This is a genomic window from Propylenella binzhouense, from assembly GCF_009866965.1.
Taxonomy (GTDB): domain Bacteria; phylum Pseudomonadota; class Alphaproteobacteria; order Rhizobiales; family Afifellaceae; genus Propylenella; species Propylenella binzhouense.
On sequence record NZ_SPKJ01000009.1, the window covers coordinates 16,980 to 41,565 of the forward strand.

A 24,586-nucleotide genomic window follows, 5' to 3' on the forward strand; every position below is an offset into this window, starting at 1 on the left:
GGATGTTCTCCGGAACTCAGGCGTGCCGGCGGGCGCGGGGCGCGCAGGGACGACCTGCGCGACCCTCGGGGCTCAGTGCCCGCCGATCATCGTGGTGGGTTGGGCTCAGCCGCCCGGCTGGAAGCGCGAGCTGGCGACCTTGGCCTTGCCCGTGTCGGGATCGTAGTAGTCGAGCACGTTCGCCTTGCTGATGAAGGGCGACGGGAACTTGTAGTCCTTCTTGACGGCCTCGCCGCGCAGCACCGCAGCGGCGGCGTCGACGCCTTCCGTGCCGAACGGAGCGTAGTACCAGACGCCCTCGATCTCGCCTTCCATGATGTCTTGCAGGATCTCCGGGCTGACGCCGTCATAGCCGGTAATGAACATCTCATCGAGCCGCCCGGCCTCCTTCACGGCCTGGAGCGCGCCCATCGCCATGTCCTCGGAGTGGGTGTAGACGGCGTCGATGTGGCCGTGCGCCTGGAGCATGTCCTCCATGCCGCGGAGCGCCTTGGCGCGGTCATAGTCGGCCTGCACCTGGCCAATGACCTCGATCTCCGGCACCTTGTCGATGACCGAGTGCCAGCCCTCGCCGCGGTGCTGGTTCACCGTGGAGCCCGGTGAGCCGAGGATCTGGATGACCTTGCCCTTCCCGTTCAGCTTCTTGACGTAGTAGTCGCCGGCGTCCTTCGCCGTTGCGAGCGTGTCGGTACCAAGGTGCACGGTATAGTCGACGCCCGGCTGCAGCGCAGAGGACAGCACGATGAGCGGGATGCCGGCCTCGTTGACGTGCCGGACCGCCGGGGAGATCGCCTCGGAATAGTAGGTTGACAGGATGATCGCGTCGACGCGGCGGGTCACCAGATCTTCGAGGTCGGTGATCTGCTTGGTCGGCTGGTGGTTGGCGTCGGTGACGATGGTCTCGAGGCCGTACTTCTTGGCCGTCTGGATCACGCCCTCGCGCTGCGCCTTGATCCAGTTCGTGGTGACATACGACTGTGAGAAGCCGATCGTCTTGCCCGCGAGCCCGCCCTGGGCGGAGGCGAACTTCGAAATAAAGGGGGTGGCGAGCACGCCGCCGGCGGCGGCGGCACCGAGCTTTAGAAGCTTACGGCGATCGACGTGTGAGTTGATAGGCACTTCTTGTCCTCCCGTTTTGTATGGTGGATCAGACGCGGCGCTTGCGAAGCTCGCTGACGACGACAGCGAGGACGATGATGACCCCCTTGAGAAGCATCTGCATGTAAGGGGACACCCCGACGAGGTTCAGAATATTGGCGAGGAAGGCGAGGATCATGATGCCGATGACCGTGCCTCCGACGCTTCCGACGCCGCCGTCGAAGGTCGTGCCGCCGATCAGCGTCGCGGCGATCGCATCGAGCTCGAACAGGGTGCCCGCGTTCGGATCGCCGACCGTAAGGCGCGCCGTCAGCAGGATGCCGGCGAGGCCTGCGCACAGGCCGCTGATGACGTAGACCGAAATCTGGTTGCGCTGGACGTGGATGCCGGACAGGCGCGCCGCCTCCTCGTTGGCGCCCACGGCGTAGACCTCCCGGCCGAAGATGGTGCTCTTGAGAACGACGGCGCCGATCAGCGCGACGAGCGCGAAGACGATCACCGGCATCGGCACGGGACCGAGATAGCCGGAGCCGAGGAAGCGCATCGCCGAGGGGGCGTCCGAGACGACGATCGGGCTGCCGTCGGAATAGACGTAGACCAGGCCGCGGGCGAAGATCATCATGCCGAGCGTGGCGATGAAGGGCTGCAGCTTCAGCTGCGTGATGAGGAGGCCGTTGCCGAGGCCGAGCAGGCCGGCGAACAGCACCGGCGCGATGACCCAGCCGAGGACGCCGTATTCGGCGAGCCCCGCCGACAGGATCGCCGCGACGCCGACGATCGAGCCGACCGACAGGTCGATGCCCCGGTTCAGGATGACGTAGGTCATCCCGATCGCGACGATGCCGACCATGCTCGTGCCGCGCATCACGTTGAAGATGTTCGTTACGTCGAGGAAGTACGGCGACAGCGACGCGCCGACGGCGAGCAGGATGGCGAGCGCGAGAATGTTGCTGCCCGTCACCGCGTAGTGGACGAGCATGCGGCGGGACGACGTGAGCCAGGCGCTCCCGCCGGCGATCATTTCGCCGCTGGAACCGTCAGCCATGCATTCTTTCCTTCTTGGTTTGCGGTACGGCGAGCTCCATGATCGCGGGCTCGGTGGCCTGCGCACGCGACAGCTCGCCGCTGATGCGACCACCTTCCATCACCAGGATCCGGTCGCCCATGCCGAGAACTTCGGGGAGCTCGGAGGAAATCATCAGGATGGCCCGCCCTTCGGCGGCGAGCGCGTGGATCAGCTGGTAGATCTCGCGCTTGGTGCCGATGTCGATGCCCCGGGTGGGCTCGTCGAAGATGAGGACTTCGCTGTCGCGCAGGAGCCAGCGGGCGATGACGCATTTCTGCTGGTTTCCGCCGGAGAGCTGGCCGGCGAGCTGGTCGATCCCGGTCGCGCGGACCTTGAGGCGTTGGGCGTAATCGGCGGCGACGGCGCGCTCCTTGGCGCTGCGCATGATGCCGTAATGCGCGAGGTCGTTGCGCGCCGCGAGCGTGATGTTGTGCATGACCGAGAGCGGCCGCAGCACGCTGTCGCGGCGGTCCTCGGCGAGATAGGCGATCCCCGCCGCCGTTCCGTCCGACGCGGAGCCGAACTTCACCGGCTTGCCGTCCCGCACCAGGCGGCCGCCGGTGATGCGTTCGGCGCCGCACAAGGCTCTCGCGAGCTCGGTGCGGCCGGCGCCGATCAGCCCGGCGAGGCCGACGATCTCGCCGCGGCGCAGCTCCAGCGAAACGTTCCGGAAGCCGCGGCCCGAAATGCCTTCCGCCCGAAGCGCGACCTCCCCCGCCGCGCGCTCGCCGTGGTCGGGGAAGTGCGCGGCGAGATCGCGGCCGACCATGTAGCGGATCAGCTCGGCCTTGTCGGTTTCGCCGACGTCGAGCGTCGTGACGAGAGAGCCGTCCTTCAATACGCTGACGCGGTCGGCGATCTCGAAGATCTCGTCGAGATGGTGGGATATGTAGATGAACGCGGTGCCCCGCTCCTTGAGGCGCCGCATCAAGGCGAACAGCTGGGCCGTATCGACCGGGGTGAGGCTCGCCGTCGGCTCGTCAAGGATGATGAGCCGCGCGTCGAGCGTGACCGCCTTCGCGAACTGGACGAACTGCCGGGCGGCGATCGGCAGCTGGCCGACGACGTCGTTCGCCTTCAGCGGCAGTCCGAGATCGGACAGCACCTGGTCGGTGTTGCGGCGCAGCGCTCCGGCATCGACCACGCCGCCCGCCTTGCGCGGCAGGCGCCCCATGTAGACGTTCTCGGCGACCGTCAGCGGTGCGGCGAGCTTCGGCTCCTGGTGGACCATTGCGATGCCGCTCGCGAGGGCGTCCGAGGGGCCGGAGAAGTGGAGAACCTTGCCGTCGACGGCGATGGTCCCCTCGTCGGGCTGCAGCGCGCCGTTGATGATGTTCATCAGCGTCGACTTGCCGGCGCCGTTCTCGCCGACGATGGCGTGAACCTCGCCCCGGGCGACGTCGATGCTGACGTCGTTGAGCGCGGTGTTGCTCCCGAATCGCTTCACGATGGCGGAGACGCTGACGAGGCGTCGATCGTCGACCAAAGGCTTTCCTCCGTTTCGCGCTTCAGCTCACGCAGGGCGTCGTGGCGCGATTAACGGTATAAAAAACGATTTTATGGCGGTGTGCAAGGCCGACCGTACCCCCGCGCGCAAGGTGTGTATCCGGATCCGGCAGGGGCGATATCAGACCGTGGGGGTCACGGGCTCGGCTGGCCGGCGGCAGCGGATACCGCGCGGCGGCTGCCCTCGGTGGCGCGACGAAGCGTCAGCGTGGGAGCGACCGGTTGCCCCGGCAGGCGTCGCGACAGGCGAACACGATGCGCGGAGCCGACCGCGAACCAGCCTCCAAATTCCGTTCGCGGCTGTCGCGGGCTGCGGGACCGACATTGATCTCGAAGCGTGCTCGGACGAAGGGTCTGGAGCGGTTCGAGGGTATCAGGCAATCGCTCGGCCGGCATCTCGCGACCGGCGACAGGGTCCTGAAAGACTTGTATCGAACTATATATACGTCAGAGGCCGCAAGAAAATACTGCGGGAAGACCGATGAAGGTTCTACTGATCGGCGGCACGCGCTTTATTGGCGCACATGTGGCGCGGCGTCTTCACGATGCCGGCGCAGAGATTGCTGCCTTTCACCGCGGCTCCAGCGCCAACCGCATCCTTCCCGACATCGAGCATGTGCTGGACCCGAAAGCGGAATATCCGGTGACGGATTTTCCTGAACGGCTGCGTCGTGATTGGGATGTCGTGGTCCACATGGTGGCGATGGGCAAAGCCGACGCCGAGGCCGCTGTTCGCGCGTTCCGGGGCCGAACCGGGCGATTGGTCCTCATCTCGAGCTGCGATGTGTATCGCGCCTATGGACGGCTGACGAAAGCGGAGCCTGGGCCGCCAGATCCGCTTCCTTTGACGGAAGATGATCCGCTCCGTTCGGCTCTCTATCCCTATCGCGGGATGGAGGCGCAGCTCGGCGCATTCGCGCACGATTATGAAAAGATACTGGCCGAACAGACCGTGCAGGGCGCGGCGGGTCTCGACTGGACGGTCCTTCGTCTCCCCAAGGTTTACGGAGCGGAGGACAATGGCGACCTTTCGACCGTTTACGGCTTCGCGGCGGCCCCTGAGTGGCGATGGACCCATGGCCATGTCGAGAACGTCGCCGCCGCGATCGTCACGGCGGCGACGCACCTGGCCGCGCGCAACGAGATCTTCAATGTCGGAGAAGAGTCCACGCCGACGATGCGCGAAAGACTCTCCTGGCTGCCCGCGCGAGACAGCGAGCTGCCGGACCCTCCGCCGTTCGACTTCAGGCAGTCCCTCGTCATCGACACCAGCAAGATCCGCAGTCGGCTCGGTTATACCGACGTCATCGACGAAAAAGCAGCCATGCTGGCATTGGCAACCAGCCGGCTCCGCCCAAGGCGTTGAAAAGCCTGGGGAGGAGGGACTTGAACCCCCGACACGCGGAATATGATAAAGGGCGCATATCCCGAGCAGCGCGTTCTAAGCTGTTTCAGGCTGCCAGGCTAACTGATTGAGCATGCTCGGGAATGGGTGCTCAAGCCCACCCGAACCGACCCACCCCGCTTCATTCGAGCCAGTCGTTCTTGAACCCCAGTGAAACCCAGAGGCGCTACACCTTGGACCCGAATAGTGTAGAGAAATGGGCCTGACTCTTCATTTGGCCGAGTATCTCGAATGGGACGTGCACCGAAGGTCGATCATGTTCGCGATGCGTTCATTGGAGAAGTGGATGCAGCAATAGCTCTAGTTGCCGCTATCCAAGCTCTGCCATCCAGGGTCCGGCCATCAAACAAGCCCGGACTACATCCAAAGTATTCTGGCCAAGTCGTTGGCCTGGCCTTCATGGGACTTGTGGCATCGTGGGAGGAGTTCATCGAACGCACGCTTGTTCGCTACTTGGCTGGCGCGCAGACCAAGAGCGGTTACCTGCCCAAACCCAAGGTGGGTACTGCCGATGACATTTCTCACGCTTACGAGTTGCTCTCTCTGGACCCCGACTACAACCCGTCGAGAGACTACCTGAGGGTCACAAACACAAGGTGGGTCACCCGCACCGCTGACTTTTACTTTGTCACCCATCCATACGGATGCCTGACAAACCAGTCAGACCTTCTCAAGCACGCATCGAGCATACGAAATCGGGTGGCGCACGACTCGGACAAGTGCAAGGCCGCATTCAAGGCAACTGCGATTGCCTTTCTCCAGCCGCCCAACGATCACCTTAGCCAGGGATATGGGCCCGGAGCCCTGTTGACAGCCAAGGTGCAGCGGCACTTTGGACAACAGGCGATCCAAACGCAGAAGTCGCATTTTAACGCGTACGCAGACCCATACAGGGGTCTGGCAAGGAAGATCGTACCGTAGATTAGGAGCGCAGATGGCCCGGTCTGACAACGGTCGCGACTACGACCTGACCTGCTGGTATTTGAACCTACGACGGGTGGCTGAGCTCGTCGGAATGGAAGGGAGTGAACTCCGTGACATCGCTGCAATAGGCGACATGAACGACAATCTGCGAGTTCTCGCTACGCTCAGCTACTTCAAGGATCGCCTAGGCGCTTGGCTACGGTCTGCCACTCCCCCAACGCTCGGCGAGTTGGTCTTGAACGACACCCTGCGCGAGGGTGCCATCTTCACACACTTCTCCAACTACTACTTCAAGGGGCTGCCTAAGGTGCATCAAGCGATAAAGCGCGGTGCCTCTCAGCCGCCGATGGCGGAGGGCTACGCTAAGCTTGATGCACTCAAGTCCGGGTTGGTCGCTAGGTTCAGTTTCAGCCACGAGCATCTCACTTCGAACTCGGCCTGGACGGAGCTTTCGGGGCAGAAGCAAATGCTTCTCCTCGGGGTGGTTTCCAGCATCACGGATAACGACATTCATGTTGTCCCGTACGTCCTGGCATATCCCTTCATCCACTTGTTGGACGGTGGTGCCAGCGTGGTCGGTGGACGATGGCGCTGGTATTTGGAAACACATGTTGATCTGATCGATACCTTCAGCCGCGTCCACGCATTTGAAAGACCACGCTCACGAACCGAACTTCGCGTCCTTCAGGCGGTATCCGAGGCGAGCGTCAAAGCGGCCTTCGCAGAGATCATCGGCGAGCCAACCATTCCAAATGACTGGGGTGGGGAACGATCCGACCTCTTCAGTTCTCGCGTGGAAATCAACGGTCGGCGTGTACCGGCAGCATTTGCGTTCAAGGGACCCGCAAAGTTTCACCCCATGACGCTGGCTGATCTTGGAAAGAATGGTGATCAGATCGATCGGCTTTTCTCGGAACCGGCGGACTTAGTGGTCCTGCAACACTGTCATGAAATCACGCCCCCCGTGCGCAGTATGATGCGTGCTTATGCGCAGAGGATGGGGCAACCAAGGACCTTTTGCGTTATCGACGGGTACGACACCCTCAGGATATTAGCGGCGTACGACAAATGCGGGCTTGGTGAGGCGCTAAAGCAACTGCCAGCATCGTCGCCGCGGGCCTGATGACGGGAAACAACAGCCCCTGCAATCGGGAGATTCATGTCGACGGCCCTCCGCACGGAAACACGTCCGCACGGACCATCACCCAACCGATTGAAATTTCATTGAAAAGCTTGGTAGCGGAGGAGGGACTTGAACCCCCGACACGCGGATTATGATTCCGCTGCTCTAACCAACTGAGCTACTCCGCCGCCGGTGCCGCGCATATAAGGGTCGCTGCCTGCCGAGGTCAAGCGCGGCGGGCCGCCGTTTCGGCGCCGGACCGGCCGCCCGCTCCCGCGCCGGACCGGCCGCCGCTTCGGCACCGGGGCGGGCCCCGCCGGGAGGACAGGGCGCACGGCCGGAAGCCGTCTTGATTTCCCGCAAGGCGGGGGCTCTTGTCTCCCGGCACGGTCAGCCAGAGACCCGAACGGGCGAGAGGAGAACGACATGGACGCCGCGGCGCTTCGCACGATTGCAGTTCACATCCCGACGGAGGAGCTCACCGAGCGCCTGCTCGACGTCGCCGGCCCGCTCGCAAGCGCCTGCCATGCGCGGATCGTCGGCGTCCACGCGCTCCCCTCGGTGGTGGTCTATGCCGACGTGACCGTGCCGGTCTCGGCCGAATTCATCATGGCGCAGCAGGAATCCTTCCAGAAGACCGCGAAGGCGATCGGCGAGCGCTTTCGCGCCCGCGCCAGCTTCCTCGGGCTCGAAAGCGAGTGGCGGGCGCCGGAATCGGATGCCGGCGCGCCCATGCCGATGGCGATCGACGCCTGCCGGACGGCCGATCTCGTCGTGGCGAGCCAGTGGGACGACAGCATTCCCGCCTCGAGCGGCTACAGCCCGGCGGACCTGGTGATGGCCGTCGGACGCCCCGTCCTCCTGGTCCCGACCGCCGGCCGGTTCGGCGAGGTCGGGCGGAACGTCGTGGTCACCTGGAACGGATCGCGCGAATCCGCCCGCGCGGCGTTCGACGCCCTCCCTCTCCTCCAGGACAATGCGCAGGTGCATTTGCTATCGGTCGGGGACGACGGGGCGGAGAGCGCGCAGGCGATGGCCGACGCGCTCGCCCGGCACGGGCTCTCGGTCGAGGTCGCGACGGCGCATGGCAGCGAGATCCCGCCCGCCGACGAGATCCTGTCGCGGAGCGCCGATCTCGGCGCCGACCTGATCGTGATGGGCTGCTACGGCCATTCGCGCATGCGCGAGACCGTGTTCGGCGGCGTCACCAGCAGCATGCTCCGCCAGATGACCGCACCGGTGCTGATGTCGCACTGAGGCCGGCCGCGGGCGACAGGGACCGTCGGGAGCCGACCGGTCCCTGCGGACGCCGCCGGGCCGGTCAGATCCGCCCCATCAGCAGCAGGATGATGAGGATGATCAGCAGGACGCCGACGATCCCCGAAGGCCCGTAGCCCCAGCCGCGGCTGTAGGGCCAGGCGGGGACCGCGCCGATCACCAGCAGGATCAGGATGATGAGAAGGATCGTTCCGACGGACATCGTGTTTCCTCGTCTTGCCGCATCCGGGCCGCAGGCCGCCGCCTCCCGGGCGGAACAAGCGAGCCGGCTCAGGGAGAACGGCCGAGGAAAGTCCAAGTTCCTCAACCCGCTCGGGGCGCAGTGAACGGCAACGGGCCCCGTGACGTTCGGCTTCGCCGGCACCGATGTCGAGCGGGTCGATCACGAGGACGACCACCGAGGAGTGCACCATGATGAAGAACCCGGGCCATCCCGGCGCGATCCTTCGCGAACTGGTCGTCGCCGAGCTGAACCTCACGGTGAAGGAGATCGCGCGACGCCTCAGCGTGAGCCGCGCGGCGCTCTCGCGCGTCCTGAACGAGAAGGCGGGCATCAGCGCGGATCTGGCGATCAGGCTCGAGAAGGCGGGCATCAGCAGCGCGGCGTTCTGGATGAACCTGCAGTCGAACTGGGAGCTGGCCCAGGCGCTCAAGCGCGAGCGGCCGCCGATCGAGCCGCTGACGGCTGTGTAACGACCGAGGCAGCAGCGCAGCCAGAAGAGGCGCGGGAAAAGGCAGGCTGGGCGCATGTGCAATCTCTACAGCGTCACCAAGGGCCAGGCGGCGATTCGGCAGTTCACGGGCGCGATGCAGGACCGGACCGGCAATCTGCCGCCTCTGCCGGGGATTTTTCCCGACTACCTCGCCCCGGTCGTTCGGGCTCTCGAAGATGGCGAGCGCGCGCTCGTGATGATGCGCTGGGGCATGCCGTGCCCGCCGCAATATGGCGGCCAGCCGGTGACGAACATCCGGAACACCCAGTCCTCGCACTGGCGCCGCTGGCTCGGGCCGGAGCACCGCTGCCTCGTGCCGGCGACCTCGTTCTGCGAATATCAGGACGCCAAGCCGCGCAAGATCCCGATCTGGTTTGCGCTCTCGCCGGAGCGCCCGCTCTTCGTCTTCGCGGGACTCTGGACGCGCTGGCACGGCGCGCGCGGGCCGAAATCAGCGCCGGTCGAGGGCGAGCATCTGCTCTTCGGCTTTCTGACCACCGAGGCCAACGCCGAGGTCGCGCCGATCCACCCCAAGGCGATGCCGGTGGTCCTCACCACGGCCGAGGAGATGAACGTCTGGTTGCGGGCGCCCTGGGCGGAGGCGCGCGCCCTGCAGCGGCCGCTGCCGGACGGCACGCTCGCGATCGTCGCGCGGGGCGAGCGCAAGGACGAGGGTCCGCTCGCCGCGTGAGCACTCCTTCCGGGCCGCGCTTGACAGTTGGCTCGGGGGAATTGACCCTCCGCTACGGGATCAAATCTGCACCACGAAGTGCACCGCGCAATGAACCACGCCTACCCGGCGTCAATGTAGCTTCCGTGCTTGACCCGCGCGATTCCGGCGTTCTCGGCAGCCAACTCGAATCCTCTGCTGCCCGTTGCAGGCCCGGAGATACAGCGCAGCGGCCGCAGGAATGGGCCGCCCGATCGGTGAATTGCCGCAAGCCTCGACCGACCGCGCGGTCGCGACGGAGTGCTACAATCTTTCCTGCGGGCGGGATTTCGAGCGCGGCTCCGGAGCGCCGTCAGGGCCCTTCATCCGCCGCTTCACGGCGTGGGTCATCCAGACGACGAGCACGACGGTCGCGGCGAAGCCAATCCCGAGAAAGGCCCAGTTCGCCGCGCTCGCCTCCCCGCCCGCCGCGGTTCGTCCGAGCACGCCGACCCACACATTCAGGATCGTGCCGGGCACGATGCCGACGAAGGTCGCCGCGAGATAGCCGGGCAGCGTGACGCCGGTGACGCCGAACGCATAGTTCTCCATCGCGAAGGGCGTGACGGGCGTGAGCCGCGCAAGCAGGATCGTCTTGAAGCTCTCGTCATGGGCGACGCCATCGATCGCCTTCAGCTTCGGATGCCGCGCGATCACGCGCTCGATCGGCCGGCGGGCGATCGTGCGGCCGATCAGGAAGGCGAGAAGCGCCGCCGTCATGCCGCCGCCGAGCGCGATCGGGATCGCCCACCAGCCATAGGCGACGGCGACGAGAAGGGTGAGCGGCCAGCCGGGGACGCAGGCGAGCGTGCCGAGCACGTAGGCGGCGCAGACGATCGCGACGCCTGCCGCGCCCCAGCCCCGCGCCCAGGCGCCGAAGGCGCTCATCCAGTCGGCGAGCGGAAGCAGGTACCACGCCGCCATCAGGGCGCAGGCGGCGAGCGCCGCAAGCCCGATCCAGACACAGCGGCGGCCGGGCGCGGCATGCGGCGGCCCGGAGGGCGAGGCGGAGGGCGAGGCCGCGGAGCGGACCTGCGAGGGGGAAGCGGATCGAGCTTGCATCGCGGTCATGCGCAGATGAACGCTGCTGCCCGCCCGGCGTTCCGGCTTCGTTCGGCGCGGCGGCGTCGGGACCCGCCGTCCCGACGGACTGCCCGCTTCCGCGCCTTCACCCTATATTGTCGGCGGACCACCCGGGAGATGGAGATGACGCAAGCGCACGACGCCATGGAGAGAAGGGTTTCGGCCACCGGCTACGATCTCGGACCGCTTTCCGCGGCGGAGACAGACCGGCTCGCCGAGAAGCTCACCCCGGAGGAACGGCGCATCCTGCTCGACCATGGCACCGAGCGGCCGTTCTGCGGCGCTCTCCTCGACAGCAAGGAGAGGGGCGTCTACGCCTGCCGGCTCTGCGGGCTCCCGCTCTTCCGCTCCGGAGACAAGTTCAATTCCGGCACCGGCTGGCCGAGTTTCTTCCAGCCGTTCGATCCGGCCCATGTCCGGGAGATCGAGGACCGCTCATACGGAATGGTCCGCACCGAGACGCGCTGCGTGCGCTGCGACAGCCATCTCGGCCACGTCTTCCCCGACGGCCCGCCGCCGACCGGGCTCCGGTACTGCATGAACTCCGCCGCGCTCGAATTCTATCCCGACGGCACGGAGCCGAAGCCCGACGCCTGACGTCACCGGCGAAACCGGTTCCGCAGCCAGCCTGCGGCGAAGCCGGCACCGTCCAGGATCAGGTCGCCGGCGCCTCGGCGGCCGGCATCCGGGGCGGCCAGGCGCTCGACCACCAGTTCCGGCGGACACGGGAGCCGCGTCTTCGGGTCGACATAGCGCGGATAGAGGATGAGGGCGGCGGCGACGAGCATGTCGAGGCTGAGCCGCCGTCCGCGCCTCGGGGCCTCGAGCCGGTCGTCGGTGAGGCCCCAGCCGGCATAGAACGGCAGGCCATGGGTGCCGACCGGCTTGCCGCGCATCAGCGCCTCGAATCCGGCGAGCGACGTCATCGTCTCGACCCGGTCGCACCACGCGAAGAGCGGCCCGATCGCCGCGCCGAACACGATGTCGTCGGCGTGGCGGAGCGCTTCCGCGCGGCCGATACGCCCCCGCCGCATCGCGGCCTCGACGTCTGGATGCGGCTTGTAGAGCACGAAGGCGCCGGGAAAGCGCGACCGCACGGCCTCGAGCAGCGCCAGGTTGCTCTTCAGGGCCGGGGATCCGAAGCGGATCGAAGCGTCATCCTCCACCTGGCCCGGAACCAGGATCCGGAGCCGGCCCTCCTCGCGCGGAAGCCCCTGACGGATCTCGCCGACATTATACTTGGTGATTCCGGTCGCGACGATCTGCTCCCGCAGACGGGCGGCACGGGCGAGGATCGCCTCGTCGAACGCCGTGCTCCCGGCGATCTCCTCGAAGCGGCTCGGATGGCGGGCGTCGAAATAGAGCCCGACCGGATCGAGGATCAGGGAGGCGGGAAGCGTCAGCGCCGCCCCGAGGCCGCGCGAGCGGAGAAAGCCGTCCTCGAGCCGGAGGAGCGCAGGCGCGCCAACGCCGCGCTCCGCGCCCGCGCTCCAGACGGCCACCCTCCCCCCGATCCGCGCCGCTTCCGCCGCCGCGGCAGCCAGGTCGCGGCGGTGCAGGGGGGGACCTTCGGGGCCGTCGAGGAACGGCGCCACCGCCCGCCGCCGCCAGGGCGAGAAGCCGGCAGTCACCGTGCGGGGACTGTTCTCGTGGAAGCGATCGCGCAGGAATGCGAGATGCTCGGCCGCCTGCTCGAACGCGACCTCACGCCGGTTGTAGGGGTCGAGGTAGCGCGCATAGCGGAAATATGCGGCGGCGAACACCTGTTCGAGGCTGCGCACGCCCCCACCATGCGCGACCGCGGCGCGATCGTCCGTCAGCCCCCAGCCGGCATAGAAGGGCGCGCCGAAGCAGACGACCGGCACGCCCGCCATCAGCGCTTCGAAGCCGAGGAGGCTCGACACGACATAGGCCGCACGGCACCGCTCGAGCAGCAGCCACGGATTGACGGACTCCGCCGTGATCGTGGCCCCGTAGCGCTCCGCCGAGCCCGCGAGATGGCCGCCGGATCCGGCGCGGGCATTGTCCGGATGCGTCTTGACGAGGATCGTGCGGCCCGGATGCTCGCGGGCAGCCGCCGCCAATGCGGCCTCGAAGGCGTCCGGGCCGGCGCCCGCGCCGGCAATCGACGCGTCGCCGAGGGACTGGTCGACGACGAGGACGAAGTCTCGCGCCTCCCGAAGCGATTCGGGCAGGCGCAGCCGCCCGTCATTATATTTCGACAGCCGCCTGGAGCGCAGCAGTTCGATCCCGGCGCGCGCGCGGGCGGCCTCGCCCGGATCGTCCGGCGCGGCAGCGATCAGGCCCCGCAGGTCGTTCGGGCGGGCGGAAGCGTAGTAGATCCCGGTCCGGTCGACGACATAGGAGAGGGACCGCTCGCCGCGGCCCGGCCGGACGCTCCGTAGAAAGCCGTCCTCGATCGAGACCAACGGGATTCCGGCACGCGCCGCGACGGCCGTGGCCCGCCGCCCGGGCGCCTTCTCGCCCCAGCGCGCCACAGCGTCGACGGCCGGCATGCCGCTCCCCAAGAGGAAGACGGGGGCGAGCCCCGTCAGCCGTCCGACGTCGTCGCGCAGACGCCAGAGGCCGGGATTGCAGATGCCGATCCGGCGGGACTTCATGAAGGCGCGGCCGCCATGGCGTTCCGGTCCAGGGGCCACCGGGTGGGGCCCCTTCGGAGTTCTCCGCAACCGGCGCGGTCTACCGCCGCCGACGTGCTAGAAGCGCTTGATGTCGCGGGCGAAGCCGACGCCTTCGCGGAGACCGCCCACGATGGTCATGAACTTCAGGAACTCCACGCCCGAGGCGTTCGCGACATAGATCACGTCCTTGTCGCGGACGGGGAAGGCCTGCGCCACGATGTACGACGCCGGATCCTTGAGGTTGAGCCGGTAGACGACCGGCACCTGCTCCGTGGACCACTTCTCGCCCTTGGTCGCCACCGCCGTCGGGCGATGCAGGATCTGATCGACGAGCGCGCGATCCTCGTAGCGGAAGACGAAGATGCCCGTCGCGTCGGCACGCTCGTCGGCCAGGCCGCCCGTGAGGCCGACCGCCTCGATCAGGCTGATGCGCTCCTCGGCGAACTTGATCTGGCCCGGAACCTTTACCGCGCCGAGCGCCGTGAAGGTCTGCGGATCGTGAATGACGAAGATGCGGTCTCCCGGCCGCACGAAGACGTTCTCGCTCGGCCGGTCGACGAGCGTCTGCATGAGCACGCGCGCCTCGACATTGCCGCGCGACAGCGACACATAGCTTTCATAGGCCGGATTCTGCGGCCCGCCGGCCAAAGCGATGACGTCGAGGACGCGGTTCCCGGAGGTCGCGATCGGGACCCGCTGGGGCGCACCGACGGCACCGTTCACGTAGACGACCCGGGAATTGTTCTCGGTGATCTGGACCGTCGCGTCCGGCTCAAGCGCGCGCTCCAGAAGCGCGGTATTGATGGTCGCACGCACCTCCGCAGTCGTACGACCCGCCGCCTGGACGCTCCCCACATAGGGGACGACGATCCGGCCGGACGAATCAACGGACACCTGCAGCGGCGTCTGCTTGCGCTCCACGGTGGAGAAAAGACCGTCCGGGCCGGCCTCGTAGATCGTGATCGTCAGGATGTCGCCGACGCCGATCTCCTCGCGGGCGGCACCGGCGCTCGACCCGAAGCGCTCCTCGAATACCGAGGTGCCGTACCAGGCCAGGAGATTGGCAACCTCCGAATCGACGTCCACCACCGTGTAGGCGAACTGGGCATTGTCGGAGGCCAATTCGATGGTGCTCGCGAGAGGCCCTTCGCTCGGAACCGAACCGCAGGCGGCGAGAGACAGCAGGACCGGGAGCGCAGCCCCGGCAGCCAACGTCCTTCTTATCCGCACCGCGCGCTCACCCTTGCAGATCCTGCTCACGAACGGGTGAGTACGGGAGTGACGGACGGGTGACAAGCAGAAGGAAACCGCCGGGGCACGTTCCTGCGGCGGTGTGGCTCCGGCGGCACAGTTCCCTTCGGCGCTGCAACACGTTAATATCCGCCCTACTCAAGGCCTCATTCGGTGTCAGGATGCTAGACCGCCCGGAGCGGAAGCCGCAGCAACCGGCCAACGTCACTCCGCTCGCGAAGGGGCCCGCCCCTGAGCCGAAGCGGCGGAGCGCGTTCTCGTCGACGATCGTCAAGCGCAGGCTGGTGCCGAAGCGGCTCCTGCGGCTCTCGGTCCTGGTCTGCATCGTGCTGCCGACGCTGCTGACGGCGTTCTACTACCTGTTCATCGCGAGCGACCAATACGGCGTGCGCACGCAATTCGCCGTCCGTGGTGTCACTTCCGGGCTCGATCAGCTCGGGTTCAGCCAGTTCCTCGGCTCAAGCTCGTCGGTGACGTCCGATTCCTATATCGTGGTCGACTACATTCTCTCCGCCGAGGTCATCGAGGACATTCTGCGGGATCAGGGACTCGATCTCAGGAAGGTGTTCGCCAGCGACCAGGCCGACTGGTTCGTCCGCGCCGATCCCGACGACCCGATCAACCTCTTCGTCGATTATTGGGACGACCGGATCGACGTGGGCTTCAATTCGACGACCGGCATCATCACGTTCGACGTCCGGGCGTTTTCGGCGGAGGACGCCGCGAAGGTCGCGCAGGCGGTGCTGACCGCCAGCGAGCGCCTCGTCAACCTGCTTTCGGAGAAGGCGCGCCAGGAGCTCGTCCGGGTGGCGCGCGCGGAGGTCGACCGTACCGAGGTCAGGCTGCGCGAAGCCCGGCAGCGCATGCAGCAGTTCCGCGAGAAGGAGCAGACGATCGATCCGTCGCAGATCGCCACCAGCCAGCTGAAGCTGATCGGCGACCTCGAATCGCAGCTCGCCGAGCTCCGCGCGCGCCGCGACGCCCTCCTGCAGTCGGTCGACCCCAACTCGCCGTCGGTTCGCGTGCTCGACAGGCAGGTCGCCGCAATGAACCGGCAGATCGAGGAGCAGCGCGCCCGGCTCGGAACCGGAACGAACAATTTCGCCTCGGCCGATTCCTCGGACCTAAGCCAGCGGACGCTCAGCAGCGTATTCGGCGACTACACCGAACTGGCGGTCGAACAGGAATTCGCCGAGAAGGCCTACACGAGCGCGCTCGCCGCGCTTGAGGCCGCCGTCACGGAAGGCCGCAAGCAGCAGCGCTATTTCGGGATCTTCGTCGAGCCGCGGGCCCCCGACATCTCGCTCTACCCCGAGCGCCTGCTCAACACGTTCCTGGTGTTCCTGGCCTCGGTCGGGCTCTGGGGCATCAGCATGCTGACGGTGGCAGCCGTTCGGGAGCACACGCTCTAGGGATCAGGAGCCACTCACGTTGCCGGCATTTTCCGCCAGCCCGGGCTGGTCCGCCCCGAAGCCGGGCTCGCTGCGGCTGTTCCTGAGGGTGGTGGCAGCCCTCATCCTGCGCGAGACGCGGACGCGCTACGGCCGCCAGCGCCTGGGCTATGCCTGGGCCCTGCTGGAGCCCGGCGCCTACGTCACGCTGTTCGTCGTCATCCACTCCTACATCTCGCACGTACCGCCCTTCGGCCAGAGCTCGGCGCTGTTCTACACGACCGGGGTGCTTTCGTTCAGGATGATCGCTGCCATCTCCGGCCAGGTGCAGAGTGCGATCAAAGCCAATCAGCAATTGCTCAACTATCCGATCGTGCGGCCGCTCGACCTCGTCGTCGCCCGCGCCCTTTCCGAGTTTTCGATCCGGCTCGTCGTCGCCCTGCTCGCCTGGATGGCGCTCGCCATCTACGAGGGCATTCGCATCGTCCATCACCCGGACACGGTGGTGATCGTCCTGCTCGCCATGCTCTTCCTGGCGGTGGCGGTCGGTTACTTCAATTCCGTCCTCTCCGTGTTCTTCCCGCTGTGGGACCAGATCTGGGGCATCCTGTCCTTCCCGATCTTCATCACGTCCGGCATGTTCTACGTTCCGAGCCAGCTGCCGCCGGCGATCCTGAACATCGTCAAATGGTCTCCCTATCTCCATTGCGTCGAGTGGTTCCGGACCGGGATCTATCTTGACTACACGCCGGTGCTCGACCGCAGCTACGTCCTCTCGATCGCGTCCGTCCTGTTCCTCGCCGCCATGCTGCTGGAGCGGCTCGCGCGCAACAAGCTGAACGAGTCATGATCGTCCTTCGCGACGTGGTGAAGACCTATCCCGTCCGCGGCGGGCGGCGGGTCATCTTCGACCGCTTCTCCACCGAGTTTCCGCCTTATCGGAGCATCGGCATCCTGGGGCACAACGGGGCGGGCAAATCCACCCTCATCCGCCTGATCTCCGGGATCGAGACCCCGGACAGCGGGGAGATCATCCGGCACGGCAGCGTCTCCTGGCCGCTCGGATTCGGCGGCGGGTTCGCGCCGCTGATGACGGGCGCCGAGAACCTGCGCTTCGCCTGCCGGATCTACGATCGCGACATCGAGGAAGTCTCGGAATTCGTGTCGTGGTTCGCCGAGCTCGGGGAATACATGGACCTGCCGGTCCGCAGCTATTCGTCAGGCATGAAGGCCCGGCTCGCCTTCGGCCTCAGCATGGCTTTCGAGTTCGACTACTACCTCATCGACGAGGTGATCGCGGTTGGCGACAAGCGCTTTCGCGAGCGCTCGCTGGAGGTGTTCGCCGAACGGCGGGAGCGGTCCGCGATCATCATGGTCTCGCACAGCGACGACCTTCTGCGCCGCTTCTGCGATGCCGGAGGCGTGGTCCATGGCGGCCGCATCACGTTCTACGATACGCTTGACGAAGCGATCGAAGTGCACAAGGCGAACCAGGGCTGAGGCCGGCCCGTCGATCGCGGCTCAGCGGCGCGGAACCTTCCCGATCGCGTGCGCCAGCTCCGCCGCGAACTGTGCCTTGAACTCCGCCTTGCGCTCGTCCTCCTGACGCTTGAGCTTCATCTGCCGCGGCTTGTGCGGCGCCGGCTCCATCCCGAGGTGGAGGAACACCTGCCGGATCGTCGCGCCGGGCCATCTGAGCAGATGCTCGTAGATGACCACCGCGGGATCGAGCCCGAGCCCGCCGACGATCCGCGCGAGATTGGCGTTGTTCTTCGAAATGCCGCGCATCCGGCTCGCGATCTCGGAGAAGCTGTAGGGGACGTCGGTGCCGTTCCCCTCCTGCTCGCTGGTCCATTGCTGCGTCGCCTGGGCGAGGTAGAGCGAGATCGCCTGGCCGAGGAGGTCCGCGCGCTGGATCCAGATCCACTTCGTCTGCGGAAAGACGCCCGGAATGATGCCGGCCCGTACGAGGAACAGGAGCTGCTGCACGTTCACCTTCAGGCCGAAGGTCGGCGCGCCCTGTCCGTGCGACTGGTGCAGCCGGTGGTAGTATTCGGCCAGGCTGCCGGCCTGCCAGCTGCGCGCATGATTGATGACCGTCTCACAGTTCGTGTACTCGCCGAAGCCGCAGAACGCGCCGGTCGAATTCAGCACGTCCCCCAGAAAGTTCGAGCCGGAGCGATTGGTGAACAGGAGAAAGCAGACGGGAGCCTCCACGACCGGATCGCCGGGCTGGAACTTCGTCCGGCGTCCGAAGAAAGCCGTGATCTCCTTTTCGTGCTGAGAGGCCGTGATGTCGTGAAAGAACGTCTTCGGGGTTTCGCCGCGGAGGGCATCCGACCGCCAAATCAAGTGTACTCCTCTCCCCGCTCGCTCAAGACGCTCTCCCGGACGCGGTTCTCCAGGAACTCCCGGCAGAGGAAGTCGGGATCGTCCCATTTGGAGAGCGGCAACAGAATGCCCCGCTCGTGAGGGCGCAGCCGCTCCGCTATGGCGCCGATATCGAAGGCCATGATGGGCAGTCCCGTCCTCAGCGCGATGGAGAGCGTATACGAATAGGTCTCCGGCCAGACGGACGGCAACCAGATGAAATCGAGGTCCTGCTTCCGGATGAACTCGTCCACGCTGTCGTGGTGGTACATGCCGGTGACCTGGACCCCGTAGCGCGTCAGCTGCCGGTCGTTCATCGTATAGCCGACGACCACGAACTGGATCGGGAGCCGGTGCTGGCGGGCGTGGATGGCGCATTGCCGGATGACATCGAAGCCCTTGATCCGGCTGATCGCACCGATGATCCCGACCCGCAGGACACGCCGCTCGGACAGGCGGGGACGGAACGGCGAGGGATCGGAATCGTCGTGCGGGCGGACCGTGATGGCGAGCCCGGGGAAATAGCGCAGGAGGCGCTTGCTGACGTCCTCGCTCGGCACGATCACCTCGGCCGCTTCCTCGAGAAGCCGGCGGTGCTCGCGCCGCCAGAGGCCGATGCTGGTGACGGCATGTTCGCTGCCGTTCTTCCTGAGGCAGGCATTGCATGCGGTCGGCGGCGGCTCGCCGCAATAGACCTGCTCCCGTCCGATCAGATTGATGCGGGGGCAGATGACGGCGTAATCGTGCACCGTGAACGTGTAGGGGATGGCGATCTCCCTGAACACAGTCCGGAACCGCTCCGCCGCGTCGGGCGTGAAGTCCATCAGGTGATGGATGTGGGCCTCGCTGACCTGCAGATCCGTCAGGATCTGCCGAAGCGCCCCGGAGCGGTCGTGCAGGAAGAACGGGCCGACATTCGGGAAGTTCTGCGCGGCGAGATGCGAGAGCCGGATCTCGCTCCGCGAACCGCCCGCGGCGCGCAGGAAGAAGACCGAGGCGCCCGTCGCGGCGAGCGTGCCCGCCTGCTGCTGAACGTTCTGCTCCGTGCCGCCGCCCCGCGTGTGGCTGAGGATGACCACGTTGCGGTCGCCGCGCAGGCGCCGGAGCCGCGCGGTGTCGACCTGGGCCCGCGCCTGGCGCAGCGGATCCCGGGCGATGAACTCGTGCACGGCCGGGCGGTAGTGCGGATACTTCCTGTCGAGGATCTTCAGGGCGCGTTCGACCCGCTCCTGCCGCTCGCCCCGGAACGAGGTTCCGCCGAGATGGCGCACGAAGACGTCGCAGGCGATGACGTCGCTCCAGCCGAGCCGCTGCGCGCGCAGACAGAAATCGTTCTCCTCGCCATAGCCGCGGCCGAACGTCTCGACGTCGAAGAGGCCCACCTCCTCGAGCGCCTGCCGGCGGATATAGGCGCAGAACCCCACGGCGGTCGGGACGGTGACCGCAACGCCGGCGTTCACGTCGGCGAAGGTGCGGTCGAGAGCGGCGTAGGAGAGCTCGAGCGGGATCGGGTTGTCGCTGCAGAACCGGGGATAGCTCGCGATCGTCCCGTTGTTCGTCATCGGGGTGACGGTCGCGATCCGCTCGCTTGCATAGGCTGCCCGGCGCAGACGATCGATCCAGTCGCCGTAGACCTCGGTATCGGAATTCAGAATGATGACGTCGCGGTCGCGATTGAGGACCAGGCCGCGATTGATGCTGGCACAGAAGCCCTGGCTCTCCTCGTGCCTGTGGAGGTCGAAGAGCCCCTTGGCGGCGAGCCGGCCGAGCGCCTCGGAGAGTTCCTTCTCCGGTGAGCCGTCATCGACCACCACGAGCCGGAAGGCCGTCTCGTTCTCTGCCGTGAGGACATGGTAGAGACACGAGAGCGTCTCCTCGACCCCCCGGTAGACCGGGACGACGACGTCCACGCAGACGGCGGAACCGGCGTCCTGAGGCGGCGGCAGCCGCTCCAGCCGCTCGAGATAGTCTATCTCGACCGACCCCGGCATGACCGGCCTCTGCCAGACGACGTCCAGCAGGTCCGAGTCGAGGCTCGCTCCGGCATGCGAGCGCAGGAAGTGCTCGAGCGCCGAAATGCCGCTGTCCGAGAAGCCGGGCGACTGCTCGAGATATTTTCGCGGATCGAACCACTGGCTGGCCTTCCGGTTCTCCCGCAGACCATGCCGGCAGAAATGGAGGAACGGCTCGATCCCGGCGCGCCTGACGTCCTGGTTGCATTCCAGGTAGACATCCCGGTCGAACCACGGACTCGGGCTGAGACGCCGCCTGGCACCGGCGAGCATGTAATGCACGAGCGGGTTGAGGGCCCGTTCGGTGGGATCGGTCACCTGCTCCCGGTAATGCCGCGTGTTGAAGACAAGGTGCGGCGAGCGCCCCTCCTTGTGCCCGTAGCGGATGAAGTGGACGAGCGGCGACATTCCGGAATCGGCCACGTCCCGATATTCGCGACGGTAGAATTCCGCGCTGAACATCGGCGAACGCGCGAGCCAGATCCGCTGGACCCAATGCCAGGGCCTTCGAAGCGGACGCCGCTCGAGGAGGGGCGAGAGTGCGAGAAGCGTGGAAAGCAGTGCCACCTGAACCGCAGGCTGGGCCAGCAGCGTACGCGGGCCAAGCCTCCTCACATGTTTCACCGTCGTGCGAAGGCCGAGCCGGAATTGCGCGCCGTAGCTCACCGAGCCGCGACGGGCCAGGCCGAAGCGACGGCGCACTTCTTCCTCTTCATCGACGTCGAGCCCACGCGTCCCGAAAGCATCCTCGGCATAATCGCGGGCTCGAACCAATTGCGCATTCCCCCTGCTGAATCGCGGGCCGGCGGGACCAAGGTTGCGGGCCCTCGAACCGAGCCGAGATGCGGACGGCTACCGGAATACCTGATCGAAAGCTTGGCGAGATCAAGCTCAGCCAAGCCGAATCAAGGTCTTACGACCCTCCTCGAGTTCCCCCAGCTTCCGCATTGAAGCGCTCATGCCGGTCTGCCTTCGCGCTCGCAGGAAGTCAACTGCCTCCACAGGCGTTCGCAATCACGGGAAAGAGATCGGAGAGGGAAACCTCGCAGCCGGCCCGCGCCGGCACCCGGCCGCGGGATGGCATCCGAGCCGCCGGGAAAGCCGACCCGGGTACCGGCCCTTGAGCCGAGCCACATCGTCCTGTAATGACGCGGAGTAGCTCATGTTGCGGTGCACGCATGTCCGATCGCCTTTCCCACCTCGAGCGGCTCGAAGCCGAAAGCATGCACATCATCCGGGAGGTCGCCGCGGAGTCGCGCCATCCGGTCATGCTCTACTCGATCGGGAAGGATTCCTCGGTCATGCTCCATCTGGCGATGAAGGCGTTCGCGCCCGCGCCGCCGCCCTTCCCGCTCATGCACATCGACACGACCTGGAAGTTCAGGGAGATGATCGCCTTCCGGGACGAGATGGCGAAGAAGGCCGGCATGCGCCTGATCGTCCACACGAACCAGGAAGGGGTCGCGGCAGGCTACAATCCGTTCGACCACGGCGCCAACTACACCCGGATCATGAAGACGGAGGCGCTGAAGCAGGCGCTCGACATGCACGGGTTCGATGCCGCCTTCGGTGGCGCGAGGCGCGACGAGGAGAAGAGCCGGGCCAAGGAGCGCGTGTTCTCGTTCCGGAGCAGGTCGCACGCCTGGGATCCGAAGAACCAGCGTCCCGAGCTCTGGAGCCTCTACAACACACGCGTGCATGACGGGGAGTCGATGCGCGTATTCCCGCTGTCGAACTGGACCGAGCTCGACATCTGGGCCTACATCATGCGCGAGCAGATCCCGATCGTGCCGCTCTATTTCGCGGCGGAGCGGCCGGTGGTCGAGCGTGCCGACCAGCTGATCATGGTCGACGACCACCGCATGCGCCTGCACGACGGCGAGACGCCGCAGATGCGGATGGTGCGGTTCAGAACCCTCGGCTGCTACCCGCTCACGGGAGCCGTGGAATCGAATGCGATCACCCTCGAGGCGATCGTCGCCGAGATGATGGCGGCACGCACCTCCGAGCGCGGCGGCCGGCTGATCGATCGGGAGTCTTCCGCCTCGATGGAGCGTAAGAAGCGCGAGGGGTATTTCTGATGAATGTCGGTGCGTTCTCACTCGAGGCCGTGTCGGCGGCCGCCTCCGCCGACACGCTCCGCTTCCTGACCTGCGGCAGCGTCGACGACGGCAAATCGACCCTTATTGGACGGCTGCTCTACGACTCCCACCTTCTGATGGAGGACCAGGTCGCCGAGCTTCAGCGCGATTCGGAGAAGCACGGCACGGCTGGCGACGAGATCGACTTCGCATTGCTGGTGGACGGCCTCGAAGCCGAACGCGAGCAGGGCATCACGATCGACGTGGCCTATCGGTTCTTCGCCACGCCCAAGCGCCGCTTCATCGTCGCGGACACCCCCGGCCACGAACAGTACACGCGCAACATGGCGACGGGCGCCTCGACGGCCGACCTCGCCATCCTGCTCGTCGACGCCACCAAGGGCCTCCTCACGCAGACGCGCCGCCATGCCGTGATCGCGTCGCTGCTCGGCATCCGCAATATCGTGCTGGCGGTCAACAAGATGGACCTCGTCGACTTCGATGAGGCCACGTTCCGCGCCATCACGCAGGATTTCGAGGGCTTCGCCGACAGCCTGTCGCTGCCGAACATCGTCGCGATCCCGATTTCCGCCCGCGCCGGCGACAACGTGACGACGCGCAGCGAGCGGACTCCCTGGTACGACGGACCCGCCTTGCTCGATCATCTCGAGGCGGTCGAGATCGCATCGGCGGCCGCGGAGGAGCCGTTCCGCTTCCCGGTGCAGTGGGTCTGCCGTCCCGACCGGACCTTCCGCGGCTTCGCCGGAACGGTCGCGTCCGGCAGGATCGCGGTCGGCGATCCGGTGATGGTGGCGAGCTCCGGCCGCGCGAGCCGGGTCGCGAGCATCGGGCTCGGCGGCACGCCGCTCGAGCATGCCGTGGCGGGCCAGTCCGTCATGATCACGCTCGCCGACGAGATCGACATCAGCCGTGGCGAGCTTCTCGTCACGCCGGAGCATCGTCCGGAGGTCAGCGACCAGTTCGCCGCCCACCTGATCTGGATGGATCCGGAGCAGCTGCTGCCCGGGCGCCAGTACCTCCTGAAGGTCGCGACCCGCGTCGTTCCGGTCCAGATCACGGATCTGAAATACCGGCTGGACGTGAACTCGCTCGAACACATCGCCGCCAAGGTGCTCGAGATGAACGAAGTCGGCTTCGTCAATCTCGCCGCCAGCGATCCCGTCGCCTTCGATCCCTATTCCCAGAACCGGGATACGGGCGCGTTCATCCTGATCGACCGCTTCTCCAACGCGACCGTCGCGGCCGGCATGTTGGCCTTCTCGCTGCGGCGGGCCTCGAACATCCACTGGCAGGCGCTCGAGATCGACAAGACGGCCCGCGGCCGGCTGAAGAACCAGAGGCCGACGGTGCTCTGGTTCACCGGGCTGTCCGGCTCCGGCAAGTCGACGATCGCCAACCTGCTCGACCGCAAGCTCTACGCGCGCGGCCGGCACACCTACATGCTCGACGGCGACAATGTCCGGCACGGCATCAACCGCGACCTGGGCTTCACCGACGTCGACCGCGTGGAGAACATCCGCCGCGTCTCGGAAATCGCCAAGCTGATGGCGGATGCCGGGCTCATTGTCCTCGTGTCGTTCATTTCGCCGTTCCGTTCGGAGCGCGAGATGGCGCGGCGCCTCCTGCCGGAAGGCGAGTTCGTCGAGATCTTCATCGATACGCCGCTCGAGCTCTGCCGGCAGCGCGATCCGAAGGGCCTCTATGCCCGTGCGGACGCCGGCGAGATCAAGAATTTCACCGGAATCGATTCGCCCTACGAGGAGCCCGAGGCACCCGAGCTGCATCTGCGGACGGCGGAAGGCGCACCGGAGACCATGGCCGACGCGATCATCGCGTATCTCGAGGCTCACGGCCGGCTCGCCGGGGCGCAATGACCCCGGTGGGGATCGCCGTCCGGCACGAGTTCGCTCCCG

At 66.5% G+C, this 24,586-nt stretch carries 21 protein-coding genes and 1 tRNA gene; 12 read left to right on the plus strand and 10 right to left on the minus strand.

Features of this window, described 5'->3' with window-relative positions; all coding sequences use genetic code 11:
• Positions 1–105: 105 nt before the first annotated feature.
• The 3 genes from E4O86_RS04805 to E4O86_RS04815 are packed head-to-tail and all read right to left on the minus strand — an operon-like array spanning position 106 to position 3,650.
• Positions 106–1,119 carry a substrate-binding domain-containing protein gene (locus tag E4O86_RS04805; protein WP_161139386.1) on the minus strand — a complete coding sequence of 338 codons (1,014 nt, stop codon included), beginning with the start codon at positions 1,117–1,119 and terminating at the stop codon, positions 106–108.
• A gap of 28 nt (positions 1,120–1,147) precedes the next feature.
• Positions 1,148–2,143, minus strand: coding sequence for an ABC transporter permease (locus E4O86_RS04810; RefSeq protein ID WP_161139387.1), 996 nt, complete (start codon positions 2,141–2,143; stop codon positions 1,148–1,150).
• Entirely contained in the window at positions 2,136–3,650 is a 1,515-nt protein-coding gene (locus E4O86_RS04815) for a sugar ABC transporter ATP-binding protein (protein WP_161139388.1), read from the minus strand. The genes E4O86_RS04810 and E4O86_RS04815 overlap by 8 nt, the downstream gene beginning before the upstream one ends.
• Positions 3,651–4,151: 501 nt before the next feature.
• Here E4O86_RS04815 and E4O86_RS04825 point away from each other — a divergent pair.
• The 3 genes from E4O86_RS04825 to E4O86_RS04835 all read left to right on the plus strand — a co-directional run bounded on the left by E4O86_RS04825 (position 4,152) and on the right by E4O86_RS04835 (position 7,122).
• A complete protein-coding gene (locus E4O86_RS04825) occupies positions 4,152–5,036 on the plus strand; it encodes an NAD-dependent epimerase/dehydratase family protein (RefSeq protein ID WP_161139389.1) in 885 nt (294 codons plus the stop codon).
• 270 nt (positions 5,037–5,306) lie between these two features.
• On the plus strand, positions 5,307–5,996 hold the full coding sequence (locus tag E4O86_RS04830) for a hypothetical protein (RefSeq protein WP_161139390.1): 690 nt from the start codon (positions 5,307–5,309) through the stop codon (positions 5,994–5,996).
• A 13-nt stretch (positions 5,997–6,009) separates the two neighbouring features.
• A complete protein-coding gene (locus E4O86_RS04835; RefSeq protein WP_161139391.1) occupies positions 6,010–7,122 on the plus strand; it encodes a hypothetical protein in 1,113 nt (370 codons plus the stop codon).
• A 111-nt stretch (positions 7,123–7,233) separates the two neighbouring features.
• Here the strand turns inward: E4O86_RS04835 and E4O86_RS04840 are convergent.
• Positions 7,234–7,310, minus strand: a tRNA-Met gene (locus E4O86_RS04840).
• A gap of 238 nt (positions 7,311–7,548) precedes the next feature.
• On the opposite strand from E4O86_RS04840, the gene E4O86_RS04845 reads away from it, so the two are divergent.
• Positions 7,549–8,379, plus strand: a complete 831-nt coding sequence (locus E4O86_RS04845) for a universal stress protein (RefSeq protein ID WP_161139392.1) — start codon at positions 7,549–7,551, stop codon at positions 8,377–8,379.
• Between the two features lie 64 nt (positions 8,380–8,443).
• Here the strand turns inward: E4O86_RS04845 and E4O86_RS04850 are convergent, their stop codons facing one another.
• Positions 8,444–8,602, minus strand: a complete 159-nt coding sequence (locus E4O86_RS04850) for a DUF3309 family protein (protein ID WP_161139393.1) — start codon at positions 8,600–8,602, stop codon at positions 8,444–8,446.
• 209 nt (positions 8,603–8,811) lie between these two features.
• On the opposite strand from E4O86_RS04850, the gene E4O86_RS04855 reads away from it, so the two are divergent.
• Positions 8,812–9,093 carry a HigA family addiction module antitoxin gene (locus E4O86_RS04855; protein WP_161139394.1) on the plus strand — a complete coding sequence of 94 codons (282 nt, stop codon included), beginning with the start codon at positions 8,812–8,814 and terminating at the stop codon, positions 9,091–9,093.
• A gap of 54 nt (positions 9,094–9,147) precedes the next feature.
• Positions 9,148–9,804 (plus strand): SOS response-associated peptidase, encoded by a 657-nt coding sequence (locus E4O86_RS04860; protein ID WP_161139395.1) that lies wholly within the window; start codon positions 9,148–9,150, stop codon positions 9,802–9,804.
• A gap of 282 nt (positions 9,805–10,086) precedes the next feature.
• Here E4O86_RS04860 and E4O86_RS04865 read toward each other — a convergent pair whose 3' ends face one another.
• Positions 10,087–10,884, minus strand: coding sequence for a TVP38/TMEM64 family protein (locus E4O86_RS04865; protein WP_161139396.1), 798 nt, complete (start codon positions 10,882–10,884; stop codon positions 10,087–10,089).
• A gap of 144 nt (positions 10,885–11,028) precedes the next feature.
• Here E4O86_RS04865 and msrB point away from each other — a divergent pair, with 144 nt between their 5' ends.
• Entirely contained in the window at positions 11,029–11,502 is a 474-nt protein-coding gene (gene msrB / locus E4O86_RS04870; RefSeq protein WP_246206217.1) for a peptide-methionine (R)-S-oxide reductase MsrB, read from the plus strand.
• A 2-nt stretch (positions 11,503–11,504) separates the two neighbouring features.
• Here the strand turns inward: msrB and E4O86_RS04875 are convergent, their stop codons facing one another.
• A complete protein-coding gene (locus tag E4O86_RS04875) occupies positions 11,505–13,565 on the minus strand; it encodes a capsular polysaccharide export protein, LipB/KpsS family (RefSeq protein ID WP_161139398.1) in 2,061 nt (686 codons plus the stop codon).
• Between the two features lie 57 nt (positions 13,566–13,622).
• A complete protein-coding gene (locus E4O86_RS04880; protein WP_161139399.1) occupies positions 13,623–14,759 on the minus strand; it encodes a polysaccharide biosynthesis/export family protein in 1,137 nt (378 codons plus the stop codon).
• A gap of 200 nt (positions 14,760–14,959) precedes the next feature.
• Here E4O86_RS04880 and E4O86_RS04885 point away from each other — a divergent pair, with 200 nt between their 5' ends.
• The 3 genes from E4O86_RS04885 to E4O86_RS04895 are packed head-to-tail and all read left to right on the plus strand — an operon-like array spanning position 14,960 to position 17,689.
• Positions 14,960–16,210 (plus strand): KpsE/RkpR family capsule polysaccharide export protein, encoded by a 1,251-nt coding sequence (locus E4O86_RS04885; protein WP_161139400.1) that lies wholly within the window; start codon positions 14,960–14,962, stop codon positions 16,208–16,210.
• 19 nt (positions 16,211–16,229) lie between these two features.
• The gene (locus E4O86_RS04890) at positions 16,230–17,039 is read left to right on the plus strand and encodes an ABC transporter permease (RefSeq protein ID WP_161139401.1); all 810 of its coding nucleotides are present in this window, start codon (positions 16,230–16,232) and stop codon (positions 17,037–17,039) included.
• A complete protein-coding gene (locus E4O86_RS04895; RefSeq protein WP_161139402.1) occupies positions 17,036–17,689 on the plus strand; it encodes an ABC transporter ATP-binding protein in 654 nt (217 codons plus the stop codon). Before E4O86_RS04890 ends, E4O86_RS04895 begins: the two co-directional genes overlap by 4 nt.
• 21 nt (positions 17,690–17,710) lie before the next feature.
• Here E4O86_RS04895 and E4O86_RS04900 read toward each other — a convergent pair whose 3' ends face one another.
• Together E4O86_RS04900 and E4O86_RS04905 are read right to left on the minus strand one after the other, a co-directional pair.
• On the minus strand, positions 17,711–18,541 hold the full coding sequence (locus E4O86_RS04900; RefSeq protein ID WP_161139403.1) for a Stf0 family sulfotransferase: 831 nt from the start codon (positions 18,539–18,541) through the stop codon (positions 17,711–17,713).
• Positions 18,538–21,138, minus strand: coding sequence for a glycosyltransferase (locus tag E4O86_RS04905; RefSeq protein ID WP_161139404.1), 2,601 nt, complete (start codon positions 21,136–21,138; stop codon positions 18,538–18,540). The genes E4O86_RS04900 and E4O86_RS04905 overlap by 4 nt, the downstream gene beginning before the upstream one ends.
• Before the next feature lie 611 nt (positions 21,139–21,749).
• On the opposite strand from E4O86_RS04905, the gene cysD reads away from it, so the two are divergent.
• On the plus strand, positions 21,750–22,652 hold the full coding sequence (cysD, locus tag E4O86_RS04910) for a sulfate adenylyltransferase subunit CysD (protein WP_161139405.1): 903 nt from the start codon (positions 21,750–21,752) through the stop codon (positions 22,650–22,652).
• Positions 22,652–24,547, plus strand: coding sequence for a sulfate adenylyltransferase subunit CysN (cysN, locus tag E4O86_RS04915; protein WP_161139406.1), 1,896 nt, complete (start codon positions 22,652–22,654; stop codon positions 24,545–24,547). The genes cysD and cysN overlap by 1 nt, the downstream gene beginning before the upstream one ends.
• The last annotated feature ends 39 nt before the right edge of the window (positions 24,548–24,586 follow it).